17 protein-coding genes, 2 tRNA genes and 3 pseudogenes are annotated in these 23214 nt (G+C 73.1%); 13 read left to right on the top strand and 9 right to left on the bottom strand.

The window, feature by feature from the left end:
* Positions 1-88: 88 nt before the first annotated feature.
* The 3 genes and pseudogenes from ACIRGB_RS04035 to ACIRGB_RS04025 all read right to left on the bottom strand — a co-directional run bounded on the left by ACIRGB_RS04035 (position 89) and on the right by ACIRGB_RS04025 (position 6728).
* A complete protein-coding gene (locus tag ACIRGB_RS04035; protein WP_403858385.1) occupies positions 89-4645 on the bottom strand; it encodes a PAS domain-containing protein in 4557 nt (1518 codons plus the stop codon).
* Between the two features lie 177 nt (positions 4646-4822).
* Positions 4823-6034 (bottom strand): annotated as a pseudogene (locus ACIRGB_RS04030) (RNA-guided endonuclease InsQ/TnpB family protein).
* A 232-nt stretch (positions 6035-6266) separates the two neighbouring features.
* Positions 6267-6728, bottom strand: a complete 462-nt coding sequence (locus tag ACIRGB_RS04025; RefSeq protein WP_403858383.1) for an SSI family serine proteinase inhibitor — start codon at positions 6726-6728, stop codon at positions 6267-6269.
* A gap of 180 nt (positions 6729-6908) precedes the next feature.
* On the opposite strand from ACIRGB_RS04025, the gene ACIRGB_RS04020 reads away from it, so the two are divergent.
* Positions 6909-6999 (top strand) — tRNA-Ser (locus tag ACIRGB_RS04020).
* Positions 7000-7191: 192 nt separating this feature from the next.
* Positions 7192-7264 (top strand) — tRNA-Arg (locus ACIRGB_RS04015).
* Positions 7265-7443: 179 nt separating this feature from the next.
* Here ACIRGB_RS04015 and ACIRGB_RS04010 read toward each other — a convergent pair.
* Positions 7444-7741: pseudogene (locus tag ACIRGB_RS04010) on the bottom strand (IS5/IS1182 family transposase); the annotation flags it as partial.
* A 297-nt stretch (positions 7742-8038) separates the two neighbouring features.
* Entirely contained in the window at positions 8039-8374 is a 336-nt protein-coding gene (locus ACIRGB_RS04005; protein ID WP_403858381.1) for an ArsR/SmtB family transcription factor, read from the bottom strand.
* 171 nt (positions 8375-8545) lie between these two features.
* On the opposite strand from ACIRGB_RS04005, the gene ACIRGB_RS04000 reads away from it, so the two are divergent.
* The 3 genes and pseudogenes from ACIRGB_RS04000 to ACIRGB_RS03990 all read left to right on the top strand — a co-directional run bounded on the left by ACIRGB_RS04000 (position 8546) and on the right by ACIRGB_RS03990 (position 10457).
* Positions 8546-9688 carry an FAD-dependent monooxygenase gene (locus tag ACIRGB_RS04000; RefSeq protein ID WP_403858379.1) on the top strand — a complete coding sequence of 381 codons (1143 nt, stop codon included), beginning with the start codon at positions 8546-8548 and terminating at the stop codon, positions 9686-9688.
* An 85-nt stretch (positions 9689-9773) separates the two neighbouring features.
* A pseudogene (locus tag ACIRGB_RS03995) lies at positions 9774-9947 on the top strand (DNA mismatch repair protein MutT); the annotation flags it as partial.
* Between the two features lie 84 nt (positions 9948-10031).
* On the top strand, positions 10032-10457 hold the full coding sequence (locus tag ACIRGB_RS03990) for a DUF6234 family protein (RefSeq protein ID WP_403858377.1): 426 nt from the start codon (positions 10032-10034) through the stop codon (positions 10455-10457).
* 10 nt (positions 10458-10467) lie between these two features.
* On the opposite strand, the gene ACIRGB_RS03985 is transcribed toward ACIRGB_RS03990, so the two are convergent.
* Positions 10468-10899, bottom strand: a complete 432-nt coding sequence (locus tag ACIRGB_RS03985; RefSeq protein ID WP_403858375.1) for a DUF6010 family protein — start codon at positions 10897-10899, stop codon at positions 10468-10470.
* 224 nt (positions 10900-11123) lie between these two features.
* Here ACIRGB_RS03985 and ACIRGB_RS03980 point away from each other — a divergent pair, with 224 nt between their 5' ends.
* Entirely contained in the window at positions 11124-12611 is a 1488-nt protein-coding gene (locus ACIRGB_RS03980; protein ID WP_403858373.1) for a peptidoglycan D,D-transpeptidase FtsI family protein, read from the top strand.
* 42 nt (positions 12612-12653) lie between these two features.
* Here the strand turns inward: ACIRGB_RS03980 and ACIRGB_RS03975 are convergent, their stop codons facing one another.
* The gene (locus tag ACIRGB_RS03975) at positions 12654-13013 is read right to left on the bottom strand and encodes a winged helix-turn-helix transcriptional regulator (RefSeq protein WP_403858371.1); all 360 of its coding nucleotides are present in this window, start codon (positions 13011-13013) and stop codon (positions 12654-12656) included.
* Positions 13014-13119: 106 nt separating this feature from the next.
* Here ACIRGB_RS03975 and ACIRGB_RS03970 point away from each other — a divergent pair, with 106 nt between their 5' ends.
* Positions 13120-14004, top strand: coding sequence for a DUF2797 domain-containing protein (locus tag ACIRGB_RS03970; RefSeq protein WP_403858369.1), 885 nt, complete (start codon positions 13120-13122; stop codon positions 14002-14004).
* Positions 14005-14217: 213 nt separating this feature from the next.
* A complete protein-coding gene (locus tag ACIRGB_RS03965) occupies positions 14218-15162 on the top strand; it encodes an amidohydrolase family protein (protein ID WP_403858367.1) in 945 nt (314 codons plus the stop codon).
* Positions 15163-15171: 9 nt separating this feature from the next.
* Here ACIRGB_RS03965 and ACIRGB_RS03960 read toward each other — a convergent pair whose 3' ends face one another.
* Together ACIRGB_RS03960 and ACIRGB_RS03955 are read right to left on the bottom strand one after the other, a co-directional pair.
* Entirely contained in the window at positions 15172-15894 is a 723-nt protein-coding gene (locus ACIRGB_RS03960) for a metal-dependent transcriptional regulator (protein WP_403858365.1), read from the bottom strand.
* Between the two features lie 8 nt (positions 15895-15902).
* The gene (locus tag ACIRGB_RS03955; protein ID WP_403858363.1) at positions 15903-16436 is read right to left on the bottom strand and encodes a YbhB/YbcL family Raf kinase inhibitor-like protein; all 534 of its coding nucleotides are present in this window, start codon (positions 16434-16436) and stop codon (positions 15903-15905) included.
* A gap of 146 nt (positions 16437-16582) precedes the next feature.
* Between ACIRGB_RS03955 and ACIRGB_RS03950 the strand changes: the two genes are divergently transcribed.
* The 5 genes from ACIRGB_RS03950 to ACIRGB_RS03930 all read left to right on the top strand — a co-directional run bounded on the left by ACIRGB_RS03950 (position 16583) and on the right by ACIRGB_RS03930 (position 23178).
* On the top strand, positions 16583-17266 hold the full coding sequence (locus ACIRGB_RS03950; protein ID WP_403858361.1) for a GntR family transcriptional regulator: 684 nt from the start codon (positions 16583-16585) through the stop codon (positions 17264-17266).
* 92 nt (positions 17267-17358) lie between these two features.
* A complete protein-coding gene (locus ACIRGB_RS03945) occupies positions 17359-18099 on the top strand; it encodes a response regulator transcription factor (protein WP_403858359.1) in 741 nt (246 codons plus the stop codon).
* Entirely contained in the window at positions 18096-19646 is a 1551-nt protein-coding gene (locus tag ACIRGB_RS03940; RefSeq protein WP_403858357.1) for a sensor histidine kinase, read from the top strand. The genes ACIRGB_RS03945 and ACIRGB_RS03940 overlap by 4 nt, the downstream gene beginning before the upstream one ends.
* Before the next feature lie 14 nt (positions 19647-19660).
* Entirely contained in the window at positions 19661-20980 is a 1320-nt protein-coding gene (locus tag ACIRGB_RS03935) for a glycosyltransferase (protein WP_403858355.1), read from the top strand.
* Positions 20977-23178: a glycosyltransferase family 39 protein gene (locus ACIRGB_RS03930; RefSeq protein WP_403858353.1), complete on the top strand. Its 2202-nt coding sequence runs from the start codon at positions 20977-20979 to the stop codon at positions 23176-23178. Before ACIRGB_RS03935 ends, ACIRGB_RS03930 begins: the two co-directional genes overlap by 4 nt.
* Positions 23179-23214: the final 36 nt, after the last annotated feature.

Below are 23214 nucleotides of genomic sequence, written 5' to 3'. Positions count from 1 at the left end.
TCACGCGGAGGCGGCCCGCCATGTAGAGCCGGTCCGTCACGCGGCGGGGCGCCCTCAGGGGGGTGCGGGTGCCCTCAGCCGATCCCGATCAGTTGGTCCCGATCCGCGCGAGCAGCTCGACGATCCGGGACTGCACCTCACCGCTGGTGGAACGCTCCGCCAGGAACAGCACCGTCTCGCCCGAGGCCAGCCGCGGCAGGTCGTCCTGGTCCACGGCGGCGGTGTAGACGACCAGCGGGGTGCGGTTGAGCTGCCCGTTGGCGCGCAGCCAGTCGACGATCCCGGCGGGCCCACCCTGGCGCCGCTGCACCCGCATCAGGTCCATCACGACCAGGTTCGGCCGGAACTGCCCGGCCAGCGTCACCGCGTCGGCGTCGCTCGCCGCCCGCGCCACCTGCATCCCGCGCCGCTCCAGCGTCGAGGTCAGCGCCAGCGCGATCTCCGCGTGCTCCTCGATCAGCAGCACGCGCGGCGGGTGCTGCTCGCTGTCCCGGGGCGCGAGCGCCTTCAGCAGGACGGCGGGATCGGCGCCGTACGCGGCGTCCCGCGAGGCCTGTCCGAGTCCGGCCGTGACCAGCACCGGGACCTCGGCGGCCACCGCCGCCTGCCGCAGCGACTGGAGCGCCGTACGCGTGATCGGCCCGGTCAGCGGGTCCACGAACAGCGCGGCCGGGAACGCCGCGATCTGCGCGTCGACCTCCTCGCGCGAGTGCACGATCACCGGCCGGTAGCCGCGGTCGCTGAGCGCCTGCTGCGTGGAGACGTCCGGCGCGGGCCACACCAGCAGCCGGCGCGGGTTGTCCAGCGGCTCCGGCGGCAACTCGTCGTCCATCGGCTGCGGACGCGGCGGATCGGCCACCTCGACCGCTCCGCCGGGCCCGTCCAGCGGCTCGGGCCCCTCGGCGGCGTTCCGGTCCGGTGCCCCTATGGCGTACGACCGTCCGGCGCCCTCGGTGACCGGCGCGAGCCGTCCCTGACCGCCGGCCAGGGACGCCTGCTCCTGCTGCGGCGGGGTCTGCGGCTGGGACTGCTGCCTCGGCCGGCCGGTGGGCGGCTGCGCGGTGCCGGGCTGGGTGCCCGGCGGCTGTTCGGCGGCCGGGTGCGGGCGGGCCGGCTGTTCCGCGCGGAGGGTGGCCGGGTCGGGCGGCGTGCCCAGCTTGCGGCGCCGCCCGCCGCCGGCCGGGTGGTGCGGGGCGGGTGTGGCCGACGGCTGCTGCACCTGGACCGCCTGCCGGTTGAACGGCAACCCCTGGCCCAGGGTCCGCACGCTGATCGCCCGTCCCTGCGTCGAGTTCGGGTCGACCGGCGCGGACGCCTCGGCGGGCAGCGGCTGGGCCGCACGCGGGGCGGGCGCGTTCTCGGGCGGCAGCGGGGTGCCACGGCTCGGCGTGGCGGCGGGGACCCCCTGCGGCGCAGCGCCGGGGGCGGCGGGGGCGGCAGGGGGTGCCGCGGGACTTGCCGGAGCCGCGGGCGTCGCGGGCGCCTGCGCGGTGCCCGTGCCGGGCGGTACGGGGGGAGTGCCAGGCGGTACGGGGGTGCCGGGTGGTACCGGGGTGCCAGACGGTACTGAGGCGCCCGTCGATACGGGAGCGCCTGGCGATACGGGGGTGCCCGGCGATACGGAGGCGCCCGCGCCCGGGGTGTCCGCGGCGGCGGGCCACGGCTGCGGCGCGGGGGCGGGCCGGCCGGGGGTGGCGGGCGTCGCGGTGTCGGGACGGGCGGTGTCGGCACCGGGCGCCGTGGGCCGGGGTGCCTGCCCGTCGGCGCGGGCGGCGGCCGGGGCGGGCACGGGGGCCCCGTGCGCCGGCGGCGCCCCTTGCACCGGGACGCTCTGCGCGGGCGCGTTCCCCGTCTGGACCGGCGCCGGTTCGTCGGCCGGGCGGGCGGCCCCGGCCCGGCGACGGCGTCCCGTGGGGGCCTCGGCCGGGTGAGCCTGCGGCGGCGTGTGGTCCTCGGACTGGTCGTGCGGTACGGCGTCGTGGCGGCCGTCGTCGGGCCGGACGTCACCGGGAGCGGCGGGCCCGGGCACCTGAACCCGACCGGGCCGTGCCTGTCCCGGCACCGGCCCCTGTCCTGGTACCGGTCCCTGTCCCGGCACTGGTCCCTGTCCCGGTACCGCTCCTTGTCCCGGCACCGATCCCTGCGCCGGTCCCTGAACCTGCCCCTGGCCGGTCATCTCCGCCGTCCCCTCGGACGGACGGTCGGCGTCGACGGGCGGCAGGGCGAACACTTGGCGCGGGGCCGCCTCCTGCGCCGCGGCGCGCTCGTTGGCCGAGGCCAGGGCACGGCGTCGGCGCCCCGTCGGCCGGTCGTGGTCCGCGTCCGCCGGGTCCGACTCGCCGGCCTGCGCGGGCAGCGCCGGGGGCAGCGCGTGCTGCTCGCCGCCGTCCTGCCCGCCCCGGCGTCCGGTGGGCGCGGGCACGCCCTGCGGCGGTACGGTCCCGCCCAGCCCGGTGTTGGACGCCGCGGCCCCTCCGCGATGCTCGCCGGCCATGACGACGGCACCCTCGGAGACCCCGGCGGGCAATCCCTGGGGCACCCCGGCGACCTCGGCGCCCGAACCCTCCGCGGGCCGTCCGCGCCGACGCCCGGTACCACCGGCCCCGGCACCCTCGCCGGGCCCCGCCTGCGCGGGCAGGGGAAGCGGAGCCCGGGCCTCCGTCTTGCCCTCGGCCTCGGCCTGCACCAAATCCTGGGCCTGGGCCTGGCCCTGGGTCGCACGCCGCCTGCGCCGTCCGGTCGGTGCGGCGCTCTCCGCCTCGGGCCCGGCATCGCCCTCGTCCGGCGTCCCCGCGACCCCGCTCTCCAGGAACGCGTCGACGGACGCCCGGCGCGCACGCCGCCGTCCGCCCCCGGAAGCCGGCTCCCGAAGGGCCACGGCGTTCCCCGCGCCGCCCGCGACACCGGCCGCGTCGGCCCCGGCGCCCGGTGCGGCGGGGGCGACCTGGGCCGACTCGGCGCCCTGGACCGCGACGGCACCCGCGCCGCCCCCGATCGGCACCTCGAGCACGTACGCGCTGCCGCTCATGCCCGGCACCTCGTGCGTCTGCAACACGCCGCCGTGCGCCCGCACGATCCCGCGCACGATCGGCTCGTGCACCGGGTCTCCCCCGGCGTACGGCCCGCGCACCTCGATGCGTACGACCTCGCCGCGCTGCGCCGCGGCCACCACGACGGTGTTGTCCAGGTAGCCGCCCGTCGCCGAGACGGGCGAGTTGCCGGTGGCGTCGACGCCCGCGACATCCGCGACGAGGTGCGCGAGTGCGGTGGCCAGCAGCCGCGGGTCGACCTCGGCCTCGATCGGCGGCGCGTGCACGGCGAACTGGACCCGCCCCGGCCCGATCAGCTCCACGGCCCCGTCGATACCCCCGGCGACGACGGCGTCGAGCATCACCTTCGTACGGGCGACCTGTTCGGTGCCGATGTCGAGGCGCTGGTAGCCGAGGACGTTGTCGATGAGGGTGGTGATGCGGGAGTAGCCGGCCGACAGGTGGTGCAGCACCTGGTTGGCCTCGGGCCACAACTGACCGGCGTCGTCCGACGCCAGCGCGGCCAGCTCCCGGCGCAGCTCGTCGAGGGGGCCGCGCAGGGAGTCGCCGAGGAGGGTGAGCAACTGCTCGTGCCGTCCGGCGATCGCCTCGTACCGGTCCTTCTCCCGCTCGCCGAGGGCGGCGTAGCGGTCGGCGTCCGCGGCGATCTTCTCCGCGTGCTGCTCCCGCAGCTCCTCCAGCTCGGCGACGTGCTGCTGACGCAGCGCGGTCAGCTCGGAGGCGTGCTCCTCGGCGAGCCGCTCCAGTTCCTCGGCGTGCCGCCGCTCCGCCTCCTCGTGCTCCTTGACCAGCGCGTCGTAGGGGCGCCGGTCGGTGAAGGTCATCACGGCGCCGACGAGCTGGTCGCCGTCACGCACGGGTGCGGTCGTCAGGTCGACCGGCAGCGGGTCCCCGCTCTTGGCGAACACCACCTGCCCGCGCACCCGGTGCTTGCGCCCGGAACGCAGGGTGTCGGCGAGCGGGGACTCGTCGTACGGGAAGGGCGAGCCGTCGGCGCGCGAGTGCAGGACGAGGGTATGCAGCTCCCGGCCGCCCAGTTCACCGGCGCGGTAGCCCAGGATCTGGGCGGCGGCCGGGTTGACGAGGACGATCCGCCCGTCGGTGTCGGTGCCCACGACGCCCTCGGAGGCGGCCCGCAGGATCATCTCGGTCTGCCGCTGCGAACGGGCCAGCTCGGCCTCGGTGTCGACGGTGCCGGAGAGGTCGCGGACGACCAGCATCAGCAGCTCGTCGCCGGTGTAGCCGTAGGTGTCGTAGGCCTGCTGACCGGTCTCCAGGTTGGCGCTGGTGACCTCGACGGGGAACTCGGAGCCGTCGGTGCGCCGCGCGACCATCCGCGTCGGCTTGGTGCGCGCCCGCGGGTCGACGTGGTCGGGGCGCCGCATGGAGCCGGGGATGAGCCGCGAGTCGAACTGCGGCAGCAGATCGAGGAGTCCCCGCCCGACCAGCGCCGTGCCCGGCGTCTCGAACGCCTCCAGCGCGATGGTGTTCGCGTTGACCACGGTGCCGTTGGCGTTGACCAGGACCAACGCGTCCGGCAGCGCGTCCAGTATGGCTGCGAGGCGAGCAGTGCCTCGGGATGGCCTGCTGCTCACGAGACGCTTCCCTCCTGTTACCGCACTTGCCGACCGCCTGGGCCATCTTGCCAACCGTGCCCGCAGCATGTCACGCGAGGGAGTCTAAGGGTTGGGGCCCGCCGGGCGGGGTCGGATGGGACGGAGGTCGCACGAGGAATTGAGTCCTCCCCTCCCTGAAGGGAGGGAATTCCTGGCTCAGGCCGCCTTCTGGAGCGGCGCTCCAGGAGGTCTTCCGCCGTCGGCACCAGCCGGGTTGAGACCAGCCCGGACGAGCATGACGTGTGCGGAGTTCTTGTCCCTGGGGGACGTGGTTCCGCAGGCGGTGCAGGTGTGGGTGCGTTCACCCAGCGGCAGGGCGTGCTTGGCTCTCGCTCCGCACTGCGCGCAGTCCATCGTGGTGTACGCGGGGTGGACCAGGCGGATGTCCCGCCCGTGTTTACGGGCCATCTCGATCAGAGCGGCCTTGGTGGCGCCGATGGCGGCGTCCGCGGCCTTGCGGGCCATCGTCGACCGGGCCAGGAACTTCGGCCGGAAGTCCTCGATTGCGACGGCATCGTGGTCGCGGACGACTTTCTTGGCCCACTTGCGGCCGGTGTCGGCACGCTGCCTGGCGACCTTCTTGTACGCCTTCGCCCGCAGCCTCTTCGCCTCACGGTAGCCCCTCGATCCGGCCGTCCCCTCCCTCGGCCTGCGGCGGGCCATCATCCGGTCGTAGCGGGTGAGCTTCTCCTTCGCCTTCCCACCGTGCGAGGGGTGCGGCAGGTCGTGCGCGCCGGATGTGGTCGTCGCCGTCTCCCGCACGCCTCAGTCGACACCGAGGACGCGGCCCGTAGGGGGCAGGGGCTGGACCTCGGCGGGGACGACGAAGGAGCAGTACCAGTTCCCGAGGCTGTCCTGGTACACGCGTACCGAGGACGGCTCGTCGGGCAGCTCCCTCGACCACACCACGTTCAGGACGATGCCGCCCGCCAGGTGTAGTCGGCCGTCCTTCATCCGGAACCCGCGCCGGGTGTAGTTCAGGGTCGCCGGCGCCTCGCGCCGGGTCTTCCACGTCGGCATCCCGGCCCGGCGCGCCAGGGGCAGGCCGGCTGTCATGTCCTGCTGGGCCTTGGCGCGGGATCGCCCGAAGTCGCGGATGACCTGCTGCTGGGAAACGCAGGAGCCCTCCCGCAGCCACGGCGTACGGGCGCGGGCCTCGGTCAGCATCCTGTCCAGCTGCGCCGGTCCGCACGTGGCCTTCTCACCGGTCGCCCTGTGGTGCAGGTGCACCGCCCTGGACTTGGCGACGCACTCGTTCCACACCCAGCGACACCGGCCCCACTCCGCCGCCAGAGATGCGCGAGCCGCGGACGACACCCGCAACCGGTACGTGTACCGGGCATGACCATCCGTCCCCGACTGCGTCATCTCGCACCCCCTCACGGCCTGTGTCCAGGACACCGTGCCGTCCCGAACCCCGCGAAGGACCATACGTACGACAGCCGCACACACCCGCAGGTCCCACAACCGCCACCCCGACCAGCGATCACAGGCACACGCGTTCGCTTCACCTTGGGCATGCCGACAGCGGATACGGGCGCTTCGCAAGAATCAGGTGATGTAGAACCTGTGACCGATGTCCGTCGGCCGCCCTCCGTCTCTAGGACCGGGCCGGGTCCCCGATCTCGGGCAGCAGAGGCACCATGCGGTCCCAGCGGGAGATCTCGCAGCCGTCCCGGCGGTCGTACGTCGCGTCGACGGGGCGCCCGGCCCAGGTGCCGGTGACGTGCGCGGTGGCGGGGCCGCCGTACTGCATGGTGCAGACGCTGCCCTCGGGCACCGGCGCGAAGACCTCCCGGCCCCAGCGGGTGTCGCCGTCGACGACGGAACAGGCGTCCTCGGCGTGCGGGTGGTCGCCGCCGGCGGGGTGGCAGTACAGCTCGTACGTGCCGTCGACGCCCGCGCCGGCGTCGCGGACGGTGACCGTGAGGTGGTCACCGTCCGGAGCACCGGGAGCGGCGGCCGCGGCCGGGTGCGCGGCGCAGACGGAGGCGAGGGCGGCGGCGGACAGGGCGGCGGCGCCGAGGAGGCGGGCGGCGGGGGTGCGGGTGACCTGGAACATGACCTGACCAACGCGCGGGCCGCCCGGACGTTGCGCGACCGGCCGTGGACTACGCCGTAAGGGCTTTGCTCTGCGGCCCGCCCGCCTAGTACCGTAGGGGTCGATTGGTGACAGCGCGCTCAACTGTGTCATCATCGGCACGCGCCACTCGCGCTCGCACGCGAGGTGGTGATGTTGTCTGGAGGCGTCGCCTAGTCCGGTCTATGGCGCCGCACTGCTAATGCGGTTTGGGTCTTAAAGCCCATCGAGGGTTCAAATCCCTCCGCCTCCGCACCGATCACGGAAGCCCCGGCCCACACGGCCGGGGCTTCCGTGTTGCAGGCGGGCCCCAGGCGGCGTTTGCGCAGGTCACAAGGGGTGCGGCCAATGGATTTCACATGACGGCGGCAGTCATGTAATGTTCTTCCTGTCGCCGCGAGCGGGCCGGAAGGAACGGGAGCGGCAGTAAAACTGAACAACACAAGCACTCGTAGCTTAACGGATAGAGCATCTGACTACGGATCAGAAGGTTGCAGGTTCGAATCCTGCCGAGTGCACACAGGTCAAAGGCCCCGCCGGGAAATCCGGCGGGGCCTTTGACATCAACGGCTGACATCAGTGTGTCCGGAGAGACGCTCTCAGCCTTCCGATGCTCCTCCTCGCCCGTGCGTCGGGATCACCGAGGCCGTCCAGGCTGACGGGTGGTCCGGTCCTTGGCTTCGGGAGTCAGCTCAGTGCCGTGCTTCTTGTGTTTCCCGGAGTAGAAGGGTCGGTCGGCGGCGATCCGGTCGATCGGCGGCAACGTACCGTCCAGGATCACGAACCCCTTACCGGAGGCTGCCCACGCCGATTCCGGCTGCGAGCTGGGCGTAGGTAGGGCCGCATCGTAGATGAGCCGGCACGAGCAGCGCCTGCCGTCCGGTGGCTGGCCGGCGCCATCGTGTCCCTTGCGCAAGACGACGTACGGTCAGCTCGCGGGCGAGGAAGCGCAGAGCGGAGGTGGACAGATCGACCCCGGCTGGGTAGACGAGCATGCGGAAGCTCCTGGCCGGATGGCTTGGACTCGACACGCACCCGTCTACCAGGAGCCTCTCTGCGTCCCAACCCCGCCCTCACCCCCAGTGGCCCCGATCCGCACGCAGGTTGAGGAAACCTCAGTGAGTGGTGGCGTGAGGGAGCGCGCGCGGAAGCGTTCGGCGCCGATCACGAGCGCGGGACGGTGATCGAAGCGACACCGATCCCCTTCGTGCCCGGCTGCCTGCGAGCCGGGCATGAGCTGGACTCGGTCGAACTTGCGGCTCAGGGCCGAATCGGACGCCCCTCAGTTGTGCTCAGCGAGGAGCGGTATCGGCCGGGGGCCCTGCTTCCAGGAGCGCGAGGAGCCCGGGGAATCTCTTCTCGATGTCCGCGCGCCGTAGTCGGACGCCCTTGCGGTTGCCGTAGTCGATCTCGTCAATGAGACCTGCCTCACGCAGGACCCGGAAGTGGTGGGTCTGGGTCTGCTTCGAGATCGGGAGATCGAACGAGTTGCAGCCCCGCTCGCTGTCGCTGCGGTCGGTGGCCAACTCCGTCATCACCGAACGACGGTGCTCGTCGGCGAGGGCACGGAACACCGCACCCAGATCGAGCGCATCGGCCTCCGGGCCGTCCAGGTTCCTCCCGGCCATGCGGCACCTCCTTCAGGTACGACTTGCATCGTACCTGAAGGGCGTGCTTCCCTGAGGTACGAAATTCTTCGTACCTCGGTCCGGTTGCACCGCCCCGTGCGGCCGCGCCCCCCAGACCCGGCCCGGCACTCGCCGGAGACCTGGTCATCGACACTCCGAGAGGTCATCGTCATGAAGAAGCCCGAGGTGCTGATAGTCGGTGCCGGAATCGCAGGGCCCGCACTCGCGTACTGGCTCTCCCGGAATGGATACCGGCCAACGGTCGTCGAACACGCCCGGCAGCTGCGCTCCGGTGGCAGCGCGATCGTCGTGAAGGGGCCCGCGATCCCGGTCGCCGAGCGCATGGGCATCCTGCCGCAGCTCCGCGAACTCGCCACCCGCAATCGGTCGCTGACCCTGCTCGACCCCGACGGCAGGCGAATCCTGCAACTCCCGCTCACCTCGGACAAGGCGCCGACGGTCGAGGTGACCCGAGCCGACCTGTCCGAGGTGCTCCACCGGTCGGCGCAGACCGATGCCGAGTTCTTGTTCGACGACACGGTCACCGCTCTCGACCAGGATGAAGGCGGGGTCGACGTCACCTTCCGGCGGTCCGCGCCACGGCGCTTCGACTTGGTCGTCGGTGCCGACGGGATGCACTCCACCGTACGGCGCCTGGTATTCGGGCCCGAGCGGCAGTTCGCCGGCGACCTGGGCCTGTACGGCGCGACCGTCCCGCTGGAACCCGACGCCGTCGAGGACCCGACCGAGATGACGATGCTGACCGTGCCGAACCGGATGCTGGTTGTCCATCCCTCGCGGACCACCCCGCTCGCGATCTTCACCTTCCGGGCCGCACGGCCGACGCCCCACGACCGCAAGAACATCGCCCTTCACAAGCAGACCGTGGCCGACGCCTACGCCGACGTGCGGTGGCGGGCACCGGAACTCGTGGCAGCCTTCCTCGACCACCCGGCTCCGTTCTTCGACCCCTTGACCACCGTCAGAGTGCCCTCGTGGTCCCGCGGACGGGTCGTACTGCTCGGGGACGCGGCGGCGGCGACGGCCCTGCTGGGTGACGGGTCCAGCATGGCGATGGCGGGCGCGTACGCCCTCGCAGAAGAGCTCGCCGCCCACCCCGGTGATCACGACCGCGCCTTCGCCGCCTACGAGTCGCGGCTCCGCCGTGAGGTGGGCCCGCGGCAGCGACGCGTCGGTCTGCTCTCCAGGCTCATGGTGCCCCGCACCCGGCCGGGCCTCGCGATGCGCAACGCGGTGGGCCGCGCGGTCGGTCGCACGAACCCGATCGCCTCTCGCGAAGCCGCGAACCGGTAGACCGGGTCCGCACCGACACCGACCGGTCACCGGTCGGTGCGCAGCTCCGCGGCAGCTCTCAGCCCGGTCGGCGCCGCCATGTCCGTTCAACGTCTGCTTCACCGCCCGTGTGGTCGGTGGTCGGCTCGCGATCTCCGACGAATCCACTGAGCTGCGATTTGTTCCGGCGGGAGATGTGGCCGAACTGCCCATGCATCACACCCAGCGGCTGCGGATTCGGCACTTTCTCGAGAACCGAAATCGGCCGTACCTCGGCTGACTCCCATTCGAAGGGGGCGCGAGGCTCGGGAGCTGAGTAGACGTACTCATGTGCCCGGCTCGCGGGCGGGTGAGGGTGGGGGGTATGGAGCTGCCTGTCGCCCCGCCGGCGTTCGACGCCACTGACGGCGCCCGGCGTCGGCGCCGTGCGGATCTCGGGGCCGACATCGGGGCCGGGTGCGGGCTCGTGTTCCTGGAGTTGATCGCCTTGGCGGTGATCTTCGGGCTCTGGTTCCTGTCCGGGTTCCAGCTCGACCCGGCGGAGAGCGTTTCGCCCGACCCTCTGTGGGATTACCTGGCCGCCGTCGGTGGAGTCGGGGTTCTCGCCGGGGCGGCGGCCGCGGTGGCCGCGCGGGTCAGGGCCGTGGTGACCGTGGTCGGCCAGGCCGTCGTGGTCGGCCTGGTCTGCGGCGTCGTCTTCGGTGGCGTCGCGCTTCAGTCGCACCAGGACCAGCGGTGCCGTGACGTGCCGTCAGCGGCGGGCTGCACGGGGAGTGGTCGGAATCAGTAGACGTAGGCCGTCAGGTGAACATTCGCTCCTGGGGAGCCCGACGGCCCGGGAGGAGTTCGCGCAGGGGCGGGCCGCCGCGCAGGCACCACAGGGCGATGACCGGGTCGCAGATCGCGCAGCCCAGGGACGAGCCGTGGGCGAAGGGGAGGATCGGGTTGCCCTTCAGGTGGTGGACGACGTCCCACGCGGTGTGCAGCAGCCAGCCGATGCCGATGAACGTCCAGGACGTGAGGCCCCGGTAGGCGACGTACAGCATGAGCGCGCCGAAGGGGAGCTCCCAGGCGTCCAGGCCGCCGCCCGAGAAGTAGACGCCCCCGGCCCCGGCGATCCCGAGGGCGTTCAGGGGCCGGCGGTGCCGGTCCGGGACGAGGGACAGCAGCAGGACGACGACGAGGCCGATGGCGACCGGCATGACGTAGGGAAGGAGGTCGGCAAGGTTCATGCGGGCACGCTATGCAGGGGACGGGGCGGGTCCCAGTGGCACTAGTGACAGGTATCGACGGATTGTCGCCGCCGGGACTCGACGGCCAAAGGCAACGGGAGTTGGACGACACGGCGGTTACGGGCGACCGGACGTGATGACGTCCGCGACTTTGTCTAGGGTGAACGCATGTTGAGAGGACCAGTCTTCATATCCGACCGGACGAGCCTCGACGGAGGCCGACGGTGAACAAGCCGCTGAGGGCCGTGGCGATCTTCTGCGGGCTGCTGGTGCTCGGCCTGCTGATCCGCGCGAACTGGCTGCAGTACGTCCGGGCCCCCGAGCTGGCCTCCGACACCAAGAACCGGCGGGTGCAGATCGAGCAGTTCGCCACCCCGCGGGGCGACATCGTCGTCGGCGGCCGGGCCGTCACCGGCTCCAAGGAGACCGAGACCACCGACCTCAAGTACAAGCGCACCTACGTCGACGGGCCGATGTACGCGCCGGTGACCGGATACGCCTCGCAGGCCCAGGGCATGACGCTGCTGGAGAAGACCTACGACGGCATCCTCACCGGCAAGGACGACCGGCTGGCCTTCCAGCGGTTCGCCGACGTGGTCAGCGGTGAGGGGCGGCGGCCCGGCTCGGTGGTCACCACCATCGACCCGAAGGCGCAGAAGGCCGCCTGGGACGGGCTGACCGACCTGAAGGGCGCCCGGGGGGCCGTGGTCGCGCTCGACCCGCAGACCGGGAAGGTGCTGGCGCTGGTCTCGGCGCCCTCCTACGACCCGTCCGCGTTCGCGGGCAGCACCTTCAAGGAGTCCGACCGCTTCGTGGCGCTGGACAAGAAGAAGAACAAGCCGCTGGCCAACCGCGCGCTGCGGGAGACCTACCCGCCGGGCTCCACCTTCAAGATCCTCACCGCGGCCGCCGCGCTGGAGCACGGGATCGTCACCGACGTCGACGCCCGCACGGACGCCGTCTCCCCGTACCCGCTGCCGCAGTCCACCAACAAGATCGGCAGTGAGGCCGGTGACGCGGTCTGCAACAAGGCCTCGATGAAGACCGCCATGCAGCACTCCTGCAACAACGTCTTCCTCGACGCCGCCTCCAAGGTGGGGCAGGAGAAGATGCGCGAGACGGCCGAGAAGTTCGGCTTCAACGAGGACGTCTACTCCGACGACTTCGGCGACCTGCTCGCCGCCAAGAGCCTCTACCCCGAGGACCTCGACAAGCCCGGCACCGCGCTCACCGGCATGGGCCAGGGCAGTCTCACCAGTACGCCGATGCAGATGGCCCTGGTCACCGCCGGGATCGCCAACGACGGAAAGGTGATGCAGCCCTACGTCGTCGACGAGGTCAAGGGCCCGGACCTGGACACCCTGGAGAAGACCGAGCCCGCGGTGATGAGCGAGGCGGTCTCCGCCGAGACCGCGCAGAAGGTCCAGGAGATGATGGAGTTCACCGCCAAGGAGGGCAGCGCCCGCCGCGCCCAGATCGACGGCATCACGGTCGGCGGCAAGACCGGTACCGCGCAGCGCGGTGTGGACGTGAACGACGAGGTGCCGTACGGCTGGTTCGTGTCCTACGGCAAGAAGGACGACGGGTCCTCCGTCGCGGTGGCCGTGTTCATCGACCCGACCGACATGGACATCTCCCGTGCGGACATCTCCGGTGGCGGGCTCGGCGCGCCCATCGCCAAGAGCGTCATGAAGGCGGTCCTGAAGTCGTGAAGGCGCTTCTGAAGTCGTGATGCCGGCGGGGGCGGCGGGACGTCACGCCTGGGACGCGTCGTACGCCCCCCGGGCCCGCTCCACCGCCGCCGTCCGGCGTTCCGTCCAGCGCGCGAGGTCCCGGACCTGTTCGGCGGCCTCGCGGCCGAGGTCGGTGAGGGAGTAGTCCACGCGGGGCGGGATCACGGGCTTGGCGTCGCGGTCGACCAGACCGTCGCGCTCCAGGGTCCGCAGGGTCTGGGCCAGCATTTTCTCGCTGACCGAGCCGATCTCCCGGCGCAGTTCGCTGAAGCGGTAGGGGCGGTCGAGCAGAGCGATCAGGGCCAGGGTGCCCCAGCGGCTGGTGACGTGCTCCATGAGCAGGCGCTCGGGGCACATCGGTTCACTTTCTGCCATGGTCATACGGTACGTCCGGGCGGGCGCTCACCATGAGTGAGTGCCCGCCCGGACGTCGTCGCGGGCTCCCGTCACCGGCCGTTGTCAGTGGTGCCCTCTACTGTCGGTGGGGATGGCACAGGCATGGAAGTGCGCGGGGCTGCGCTGGGCGGCGGACGGTCCCGTGCTGACGTGGGTCGGGGGCCGGCGCAGTGTGCTGGCCCGGGGGAAGCGGGTGGCCTTCGCGGTCGCCGAGGGGGGTGTGCGGACGTGCGTGGGAGCACGGGGGAACGCGTGTCCGGTGCGGGCCGGCGTGCCGGGGCGGAGTACGGGGGCGCGGTGCGAGGAGTGCGCCCGGCTGGACCGGGCCCACTCCGTGGCCGCCGACACCATGGCGGACGACCCGCGGCCGTACCGCGTCTATCTGGCGTGGTTCGGTCCGGGCCTGGTCAAGGTGGGGATCACCGCATACGAACGGGGGTCCGCCCGGCTCCTCGAGCAGGGGGCCGTGTGCTTCAGCTGGCTGGGTCACGGGCCGCTGATGGCCGCGCGCCGGACCGAGGAGCTGCTACGGGCCGCGCTGGGCGTGCCCGACCGCATCCCGTACGCCCACAAGCGCGCGGTGCGGGCCGCCCTGCCCGAGTCGGAGGCGGAGCGGACGGCCGAGATCGCCGGGCTGCACGCGCGGGCGGCGGCGCTCGGCGGCTGGCCGGAGGCGCTGACGCCGGAGCCGTTCCGGGGCGTCGACCACGCGGGCGTCTTCGGGATCACGGGGCCGGAGCGCGGGCCGGCCGCGGTGGCGGAGGTGGCCGAGCTGGTGGCGGGCGGGGCGATCGGGGGTGAGCTGGTGGCCGCCGCCGGGCCGGATCTGCATCTGGCGACGGAGCGCGGGGTCGTCGTGCTCGACACCCGGCTGATGACGGGGTGGGAGCTGCTGGCCGCCGGGGGCGAGCAGCCGTGCGCGGTGCCCCTGCGGGAGCTGAAACGGGCGGCTGGAGTGCAGGACGGTCTGTTCTGACCTTGCCTCAGGGAGCCCTGTAGGTCTCCCGGAGTCCCCTCGGTCTCCGGGAGTCCCCTCGGTCTCCGGGAGTCCCCTCGGTCTCCGGGAGTCCCCTCGGTCTCCGGGAGTCCCCTCGGTCTCCGGGAGACCCCTTGCCCCCTTGTTCCACCTCCTCTCCGGGCCTCCTCCGGCCCCCTTGTTCAGGGGAGCGCGGGGCGCCATCGTGGCGGCATGAGTGATCACGAGGTGGGGCAGGTCCGCCGGTTCTGGGAGGGGCTCGGGCTGCCCGGGCTGATCGACGTGCACACGCACTTCATGCCCGAGCGGGTACTGCGCAAGGTCTGGGCCTACTTCGACGCCCTCGGGCCGCTGACCGGCGGGGTCGAGTGGCCGATCACCTACCGGCAGGAGGAGGACGAACGCGCCGAGCTGCTGCGCGCGTTCGGGGTGCGGGCCTTCACCGCGATGCTCTACCCGCACAAGGCGGGCATGGCCCAGTGGCTGAACGACTGGGCGGTGGACTTCGCCCGCCGCACCCCCGACTGCCTGCACACCTCCACCCTCTTCCCCGAGCCGGGCGTCGAGACGTACGTCCATCGGGCCGTCGAGGCCGGGGCGCGGGTCTTCAAGGCCCATGTGCAGGTGGGGGCGTACGACCCGGCCGACGAGCTGCTCGACCCGGCGTGGGGCGTGCTCGCCGAGGCGGGGGTCCCGGTCGTCGTCCACTGCGGTTCGGGCCCGGCGCCCGGCAAGCACACCGGACCGGAGCCGATCGCACGGGTGCTGGCGCGGCATCCCCGGCTGCGGCTGGTCGTCGCGCACCTCGGGATGCCCGAGTACGAGGACTTCCTGGACCTCGCCGAGCGGTACGGGGAGGTCCGGCTGGACACGACCATGGCGTTCACCGACTTCAGTGAGCGTCTCGCGCCCTTCCCGCGCCGCGCGCTGCCCCGGCTCGCGGACCTGGGCGACCGCGTCCTGCTCGGTACCGACTTCCCCAACATCCCGTATCCCTACCTGCACCAACTGCACGCCCTGGAGCGGCTGGAGCTGGGGGACGCGTGGCTGCGCGGGGTGTGCCACGAGAACGCGGCCCGGCTGTTCGGGCTGCCGACCAGCGGAGAGGCCCAAGAGGCCCAAGAGGCCCGAGAGGACGAGGAGGGCCGGCGGCGCTGAGGTGCGGGCTCAGAGCGGGGCGACGAAGACGTGCGCGGCCGTCCGTGCCGGGAGCCGGGCGGTCCGGTCGCCATCGCCAGCTGTCCCGCCGCCAGCCGTCACTCCGCCGACCGTCACGCCGCCGGGCCACGGCGTGACGCACACGACCGCGCCCGGCCGTACCCCGGCCCGCCGCAGGGCGGACAGCAGCCCGGGGTCGGTCTGGACCGGCTCCCCGATGCGCCGGACGACCGCACTCGCGCCGTCCGGCCCGGGGCGCAGGTCACCGAGGCTGACCGTGCTCCCGGCGGGGTGCGGGACCGGGGTGTCCCTGCCGCCCAGTTCCGCCAGGCCCGGGATCGGGTTGCCGTAGGGCGACTCGGTCGGGTGCCGCAGCAGACGCAGGAGGCGGCGTTCGACGGCCTCGCTCATCACGTGCTCCCAGCGGCACGCCTCCGCGTGCACCTGCTCCCACTCCAGGCCGATCACCTCGACCAGCAGGCACTCCGCGAGCCGGTGCTTGCGCATTACCCGCGTCGCCAGCCGCCTGCCCTCGTCGGTCAGCTCCAGGTGCCGGTCGGCGGCGACCCGCAGCAGCCCGTCGCGTTCCATGCGGGCGACGGTCTGGCTCACGGTGGGGCCGCTCTGGTCCAGGTGCTCGGCGATGCGGGCGCGTAGCGGGACCACGCCCTCCTCCTCCAACTCCAGGACGGTGCGGAGGTACATCTCCGTGGTGTCGATGAGCCTGGACACGGGGTGGGTCAGGCGGGGGTCTCGGCGGTGGCGGTCAGGACCGCGCGGCCGAGGGTGTGCCCGGCCATGGTGAAGCCGAGGACGGCGGGGGTGGCGTCGGCCGGGACGCCGATGGACTCGACGTCGAGGGCGTGCACCACGACGAAGTAGCGGTGCGGGCCGTGCCCGGCGGGCGGTGCGGCGCCGATGTAGCGGGCGGCGCGGGCGTCGTTGGGGAGCTGGAAGGCGCCCTCGGGCAGGCCCGAGCCGGTGTCGTCGCCGGCGCCCTCGGGAAGGGCGGTGACGGTGGCGGGGATGTCGGCGACCGCCCAGTGCCAGAACCCGGACCCGGTGGGGGCGTCGGGGTCGTAGACGGTGACGGCGTAGCTCCTGGTGCCCTCCGGCGCGCCGCTCCACGACAGCTGCGGGGAGAGGTCCTTGCCGCCGGGGACGCCGGAGGAGTGCTGGGCGTCCGGCCAGGGGGCGCCGTCGGTGACGGTGGTGCTGGTGAGGGTGAAGGAGGCCGCCTCGGGGAGGCGGGCGAACGGGTTGTTGGCGCTCATCGCGTCGTTTTCCTTTCGGGCGGGCCGGCCCCGCGGGCCGTGCCGGGCCGTGCCGAGCCGTATGCGGTGCGGTCGGCTGTGTCGGCCACTGAGATCGACCATAACACTGATAATCGATTATTCAAGGGATCGTCTATGCTGCCCCCATGACTCAGACCGGCCCCACCTCGCCCCCGCCGACGGGCAAGCGGATGCTCTCCGAGCAGGTCTACGCGCACCTGCGGGACGCGATCATGCGCGGCGACCACGCCCCCGGCGCCGCCCTGAAGCCGCAGGATCTCGCCAAGGAGCAGGGCGTGAGCCTGGCCGTGGTGCGCGAGGCCCTCGTGCGGGTGGTCGGCGACGGGCTCGCCGACCGGCTGCCCAACCGCGGCTTCGCCGTCCCGGCGTACTCCGACCGCCGCTGGCAGGAGATCGCGGAGGCCCGCCGCACCATCGAACCGGTCCTGCTGCGCATGTCCGTCGAACGCGGCGACGTCGACTGGGAGGCCCGGGTGCGCGCCGCCCACCACCGGCTGTCCCGCACGCCCGCGTACACGCCGGAAGAGGGCGAGTACTACAGCGAGGCGTGGTCCGAGGCGCACCGGCTCTTCCACCGCGCCCTGATGGAGGGCTGCGGCAACCCGGTCCTGCTGGAGACCTTCGACCGGCTGTGGACGGCGAGCGAACTGGCCCGCCGCTGGTCGACGCACCGCAACCCCGGCCGGGACGGCGTCGAGGAGCACCGCCGGCTGGAGGAGGCGGCGCTGGCCCGCGACGCCGACACCGCGGCCGAGGTGCTGGTCCGCCATCTCACCCTCACGGCCGAGGGGCTGACCGGCGGGGCCTGAAGGGCGGTGCCCGGGACGCGCCGGCGGGTTTCTCAGAGAAATCACAGCTGGGGGAAAGGGCCCTCTCAGAGCGCCCCGACATGGTGTCCGCCATGACCACGACCTCGCCCCAGGGGCGCACCGAACTGCTGAGGCCGGACGGGAGCCCCGTCCGGGTGCTTGTAGTGGACGACGAGCAGTCCATCACCGAGCTGCTGTCCATGGCCCTGCGCTACGAGGGCTGGCAGATCCGCAGCGCCGGGGACGGCCACGGCGCCGTCCAGGCCGCCCGCGACTTCCGGCCCGACGCCGTCGTGCTGGACATGATGCTGCCCGACATGGACGGCCTGAGCGTGCTGGGGCGGCTGCGCCGCGACCTGCCGGACGTGCCGGTGCTGTTCCTGACCGCCAAGGACGCCGTCGAGGACCGGATCGCCGGGCTGACCGCGGGCGGTGACGACTACGTCACCAAGCCGTTCAGCCTGGAGGAGGTCGTCGCCCGGCTGCGCGGACTGATCCGCCGCTCCGGCGCCGCCGACCGGCGTTCCGACTCCGTCCTCGTCGTCGGCGACCTCACCCTCGACGAGGACAGCCACGAGGTCACCCGGGGCGGCGACGGCATCCACCTCACCGCCACCGAGTTCGAGCTGCTGCGCTTCCTGATGCGCAACCCGCGGCGGGTGCTGAGCAAGGCGCAGATCCTGGACCGCGTGTGGTCCTACGACTTCGGCGGCCAGGCCAACGTCGTGGAGCTGTACATCTCCTACCTGCGCCGCAAGATCGACGCGGGGCGCGAGCCGATGATCCACACCCGGCGCGGCGCCGGTTACCTGATCAAGCCCGCGGTGGCATGAGCCGCGGGCGACGACCGCGGCCGCGGACCCTGCGGACGCGGCTCGTCGTCGCGTCCGTGGCGCTGATCGCGGTGGTGTGCGCGGTGATCGGCACGGTGACGACGGTGGCGCTGCGCTCGCACCTGTACGAGCAACTGGACGGACAGGTGCGCGAGGTCGCGGCCCGGGTGTCCGGCTTCGGACCGCCGGGCGAACCGGGGCCCGGCGGCGGGGTGAAGCAGCGGATCGACCTCGGCGAGTTCGTCACGCACGGCGGACCGCAGCCGCGCGACACGATCGTCGCCGAGACGCGGGACGGCGCCGTCGTCGACGCCAAGTACGGCGAGAAGGACGACGAGAGCACGGACCCCAGCAGGACGACGGCGGTCTCCCTCGACGAGGCCCAGCGCACCGCGCTCGCCTCCGTCCCCCGGGACGGTGGGCCGCACACCGTCGAGATCCCCGGCCTCGGCGACTACCGCGTCGAGTACCACGACGGCTACTACGCCGCCCTGCCCACCTCCGACGTCACCGAGACCATCAACACCCTGATCCTCGTGGAGGCCAGCGTCACCGCCGCCGGTCTCGTCGCCGCCTCCCTCGCCGGAGCCGTCATCGTCGGCGTCGCCACCCGCCCCCTGCGCCGGGTCGCCGCCACCGCCGGCCGGGTCTCCGAACTCCCGCTGCACGCGGGCGAGGTGAACCTCGACGAACGGGTCCCGGAGTCCGAGTGCGACCCGCACACCGAGGTCGGCCGGGTCGGCTCCGCGCTCAACCGGCTGCTGGACCACGTCCACGGCGCCCTGCACGCACGGCAGCAGAGCGAGACCCGGGTACGGCAGTTCGTCGCCGACGCCAGCCACGAACTGCGCACGCCCCTCGCCTCCATCCGCGGGTACGCCGAACTCACCCGCCGGGGGCGCGAACAGGTCGGCCCCGACACCCGGCACGCGCTGGGCCGCATCGAGTCCGAGGCCGATCGCATGACCCTGCTGGTCGAGGACCTGCTGCTGCTCGCCCGCCTGGACGCCGGACGCCCGCTGGAGTTCGGGCACACCGACCTCGTACCGCTCGTCGTGGACACCGTCAGCGACGCCCGCGCGGCCGGCCTCGACCACACCTGGCGGCTCGACCTGCCCGACGAACCGGCCCTGGTGTCGGCGGACCCGGCCCGGCTCCAGCAGGTGCTGGTCAACCTGCTGGGCAACGCCCGCAACCACACCCCGCCGGGCACCACCGTCACGGCCCGCGTGCGGCGCGACGGGGCCTGGCTCCGCGTGGACGTGGAGGACAACGGGCCGGGCATCCCCGCCGAGTTGCTGCCGCGCGTCTTCGAACGGTTCGCCCGCGGGGACTCCGCGCGGTCCCGCGCGACCGGCTCGACGGGCCTCGGACTCGCCATCGTGCAGGCCGTGACGACCGCGCACGGCGGTGGCGTGACGGTCGACAGCGCCCCGGGCCGGACGGTCTTCACCGTCCACCTGCCCGCCGTCGGCGACCGGCCGGGCGAGCGGACGCACTCACAGGCGCAGCACAGTCCCACCACACGGGTGCGACAGGGGAGTTGAGAAAAGTCGGTCGCATGCGAACCGACTCTTCTCCCGGCTCCCTGCCGGCGCGGGAGCACCTCCCGGCCGCAGGAGCCGGTACGCCTGTCCTGGACGTAGTGGTCCCCGTCTTCAACGAGGAGAGGGACCTCGGACCGTGCGTCCTGCGCCTGCACGAGCACCTCACCCGGACGTTCCCGTACGCCTTCCGCATCACGGTCGCGGACAACGCCTCCACGGACGGCACCCCGCACGTCGCGGCCCGCCTGGCGGCCGACCTCGCCGCGGTCAGGTCCGTCCGGCTGGAGCAGAAGGGGCGCGGCCGGGCCCTGCGCACCGTCTGGTCGGCCTCGGACGCCCCGGTCCTCGCCTATATGGACGTGGACCTGTCCACCGACCTGAACGCGCTGCTGCCGCTGGTGGCGCCGCTGATCTCCGGTCACTCGGACCTCGCGATCGGCTCCCGGCTCGCCCGCAGCTCCCGGGTGGTGCGCGGCGCCAAGCGGGAGTTCATCTCCCGCTCCTACAACCTCATCCTGCGCGGCTCCCTCCAGGCCCGCTTCTCCGACGCCCAGTGCGGCTTCAAGGCGATCCGCCGGGACGTGGCCCAGGTGCTGCTGCCGCTGGTGGAGGACAGCGGCTGGTTCTTCGACACCGAGATGCTGGTGCTCGCCGAGCGCGCCGGGTGCCGGATCCACGAGGTGCCGGTCGACTGGGTGGACGACCCGGACTCCACCGTGCACATCGTGCGGACGGCGACCGAGGACCTCAAGGGCGTGTGGCGGGTCGGCAAGGCCCTGGCCACCGGTTCGCTGCCACTGGACCGGCTGGCCCGCCCCTTCGGCGATGACCCGCGCGACCGCGACCTGGCCGGGGTCCCGCAGGGGCTGGCCCGGCAACTCGTCGGCTTCTGCGTCGTGGGCGCCCTGTCCACCCTCTGCTACCTGCTCCTCTACAGCGGCTTCCGCCACTTCGCCGGCTCCCAGCCCGCCAACGCGCTCGCGCTGCTGGTCTCGGCGGTCGCCAACACCGCCGCCAACCGGCGGCTGACCTTCGGGGTACGGGGCCGGGGCGGCGCCGTGCGGCACCAGGCGCAGGGGCTGGTCGTCTTCGGCATCGGGCTCGCGCTGACCAGCGGTTCGCTGGCCGCTCTGAGCGCGGCGACGGCCGACCCGGACCACTCGACCGAGCTGGCGGTGCTGATCGCCGCCAACCTCGCGGCCACCGTGCTGCGCTTCCTGCTCTTCCGCGCCTGGGTGTTCCCCGACCCGCCGCCCACGGCCCCCGCCCCGGAACCCCACCTCACGGGATCTCACCTCCCGGACCCGCAGCGCACCTGGAGCGACGCCCGATGACGACGCACTACGACCCGACCACGCACGCCGACGGCACGCACACCCCCGCCGGCGCGGACGGGGGACCGCCGAGCGCCCACCGGCAGCCCCGCCGGTCCCGGTCCCGGCTCGGGCGGGTATGGTGCGGCCGGCCCGAGGACCCGCGCTGGGTACGCCCCGCCTTCCTCGGCCTCCTGCTGGCCACCGCCCTCCTCTACCTCACCCACCTGAGCGCCTCCGGCTACGCCAACTCCTTCTACTCGGCGGCAGTGCAGGCGGGCAGCCAGTCCTGGAAGGCGTTCTTCTTCGGCTCGCTCGACGCCGGCAACGCCATCACCGTCGACAAGCCCCCGGCCGCGCTGTGGCCGATGGCGCTGGCGGTGCGGATCTTCGGCCTCTCCTCCTGGTCGATTCTCGTCCCCGAGGTGCTGATGGGGGTGGGCACGGTCGCCGTCGTGTACGCGGCCGTACGCCGCCGGTTCAGCCCCGCCGCCGGACTGATCGCGGGCGCCGTCCTCGCGCTCACCCCGGTCGCGGCGCTGATGTTCCGGTTCAACAACCCGGACGCGCTGCTCGCCCTGCTGATGTCCGCCGCCTGCTACCTCGTCGTACGGGCGCTGGAGGACGGCCGGACCAAGTGGCTGGTGTGGGCGGGCGTCGCGATCGGCTTCGCGTTCCTGACGAAGACCCTCCAGGCCTTCCTGATCCTGCCCGCCCTCGCCCTCGTCTACGGCGTCTGCGCACCGGTGCGGCTCAGGAAGCGCCTCGGGCAGCTCGCGCTGGCGACCGCGGCGATCGTCGTCTCCGGCGGCTGGTGGGTCGCGGTCGTCGAGCTGTGGCCTGCCTCGTCCCGCCCGTACATCGGCGGGTCGCAGAACAACAGCTTCCTGGAGCTGACCTTCGGCTACAACGGCCTCGGGCGTCTCAACGGCGAGGAGACCGGCAGCGTCGGCGGCGGGGGCGGCGGCATGGGCGGTGGCGGTGGCGGGCAGTGGGGCGAGACCGGCTGGGACCGGATGTTCAACGCCGAGATCGGCGGCCAGATCTCCTGGCTGCTCCCGGCCGCCCTGATCCTGCTCGCCGCGGGCCTGTTCGCCACGCGCCGCGCCGGCCGCACGGACACCGCGCGCGCGTCCCTCCTGGTCTGGGGCGGCTCGCTGCTGACGACCGCGGCCGTCTTCAGCTACATGGCCGGCATCTTCCACCAGTACTACACGGTGGCCCTCGCGCCGTACCTGGCGGCCGTGATCGGCATGGGCGCCGCGACCCTGTGGGAACGCCGCGAGCGCCCCTGGGCGTCGCTCGCCCTCGCCGCCGCCGTCACGGCGAGCGCGGCCTGGGGGTACGTCCTGCTCGACCGCACGCCCGACTACCTGCCCTGGCTGAGGGTGCCGGTGCTGGTCGGCGGCCTGGTCGCCGCGCTGGGGCTGGTCTTCGCCGGGCGGGTGGGGCGGCGGACCGCCCTCGCGGCGGCCGGGCTCGCCCTCGTGGCGTCGCTGGCCGCGCCCACCGCGTACACGCTGAGCACCGTGCGGGAAGGGCACAGCGGCTCCATCGTCACGGCCGGTCCGGCCGGCGCGAGCAGGGGCGGGGGCCCCGGTGGCGGCGGCTTCCCGGGCGGCGGGACCACACCCGGTCAGGGTCAGGGGCAGGGCGGTCCCGGCGGTGGCGGCTTCCCCGGCGGCGGCACCGCCCCGGGCGCCGGCGGCACCACCCCGAACGGCCGGACGCCGAACGGCCAGAACGGCCAGAACGGCCAGAACGGCCCGACCGGCCCGACCGGCCCGACCGGCCGGACGCCCAACGGCCCGACCGGTGAAGGCGGCCGCATGGGTGCGGGCGGCGGCATGGGCGGCCTGCTCAACGGCGCCGAAGTCGACTCCGAGGCGAGGAAGCTGCTGGAGACCGACGCCGACGCGTACACCTGGGTCGCCGCCGCGATCGGCTCCCAGAACGCCGCGAGCTACCAGCTCGGCACCGGCGACCCCGTGATGGCGATCGGCGGCTTCAACGGCACCGACCCGGCACCGACCCTGGCCCAGTTCAAGCAGTACGTGGCGGACGGCCGGATCCACTACTTCATCGGCGGCGGCACCGGCGGCGGAATGGGCGGCGACTCCGGCACCGGGGCGCAGATCACCGCGTGGGTCGAGGCCACCTTCAAGAAGGTGACGGCAGGCTCGGCCACCTTCTACGACCTCACCGCACCGACGGACTGAACCACTCCGGACGAGAAACCGTTGTACAGCGTAGAG

It is taken from the genome of Streptomyces sp. NPDC102490 (genome assembly GCF_044765285.1).
In the GTDB taxonomy this organism is placed as follows: domain Bacteria; phylum Actinomycetota; class Actinomycetes; order Streptomycetales; family Streptomycetaceae; genus Streptomyces.
The sequence above is the reverse complement of the archived record's forward strand: the minus strand, read 5'-3'. Positions and strand labels throughout refer to the sequence as shown.

Excerpts from the sequence above, each read along its gene's own strand:
- ACIRGB_RS04025 (WP_403858383.1), bottom strand. The coding sequence starts at position 6,728 with ATGTTCCAGGTCACCCGCACCCCCGCCGCCCGCCTCCTCGGCGCCGCC.
- ACIRGB_RS04005 (WP_403858381.1), bottom strand. The coding sequence starts at position 8,374 with ATGGCCGGGAGGAACCTGGACGGCCCGGAGGCCGATGCGCTCGATCTG.
- ACIRGB_RS04000 (WP_403858379.1), top strand. The coding sequence starts at position 8,546 with ATGAAGAAGCCCGAGGTGCTGATAGTCGGTGCCGGAATCGCAGGGCCC.
- ACIRGB_RS03990 (WP_403858377.1), top strand. The coding sequence starts at position 10,032 with ATGGAGCTGCCTGTCGCCCCGCCGGCGTTCGACGCCACTGACGGCGCC.
- ACIRGB_RS03985 (WP_403858375.1), bottom strand. The coding sequence starts at position 10,899 with ATGAACCTTGCCGACCTCCTTCCCTACGTCATGCCGGTCGCCATCGGC.
- ACIRGB_RS03975 (WP_403858371.1), bottom strand. The coding sequence starts at position 13,013 with ATGACCATGGCAGAAAGTGAACCGATGTGCCCCGAGCGCCTGCTCATG.
- ACIRGB_RS03970 (WP_403858369.1), top strand. The coding sequence starts at position 13,120 with ATGGCACAGGCATGGAAGTGCGCGGGGCTGCGCTGGGCGGCGGACGGT.
- ACIRGB_RS03965 (WP_403858367.1), top strand. The coding sequence starts at position 14,218 with ATGAGTGATCACGAGGTGGGGCAGGTCCGCCGGTTCTGGGAGGGGCTC.
- ACIRGB_RS03955 (WP_403858363.1), bottom strand. The coding sequence starts at position 16,436 with ATGAGCGCCAACAACCCGTTCGCCCGCCTCCCCGAGGCGGCCTCCTTC.
- ACIRGB_RS03950 (WP_403858361.1), top strand. The coding sequence starts at position 16,583 with ATGACTCAGACCGGCCCCACCTCGCCCCCGCCGACGGGCAAGCGGATG.
- ACIRGB_RS03945 (WP_403858359.1), top strand. The coding sequence starts at position 17,359 with ATGACCACGACCTCGCCCCAGGGGCGCACCGAACTGCTGAGGCCGGAC.
- ACIRGB_RS03940 (WP_403858357.1), top strand. The coding sequence starts at position 18,096 with ATGAGCCGCGGGCGACGACCGCGGCCGCGGACCCTGCGGACGCGGCTC.
- ACIRGB_RS03935 (WP_403858355.1), top strand. The coding sequence starts at position 19,661 with ATGCGAACCGACTCTTCTCCCGGCTCCCTGCCGGCGCGGGAGCACCTC.
- ACIRGB_RS03930 (WP_403858353.1), top strand. The coding sequence starts at position 20,977 with ATGACGACGCACTACGACCCGACCACGCACGCCGACGGCACGCACACC.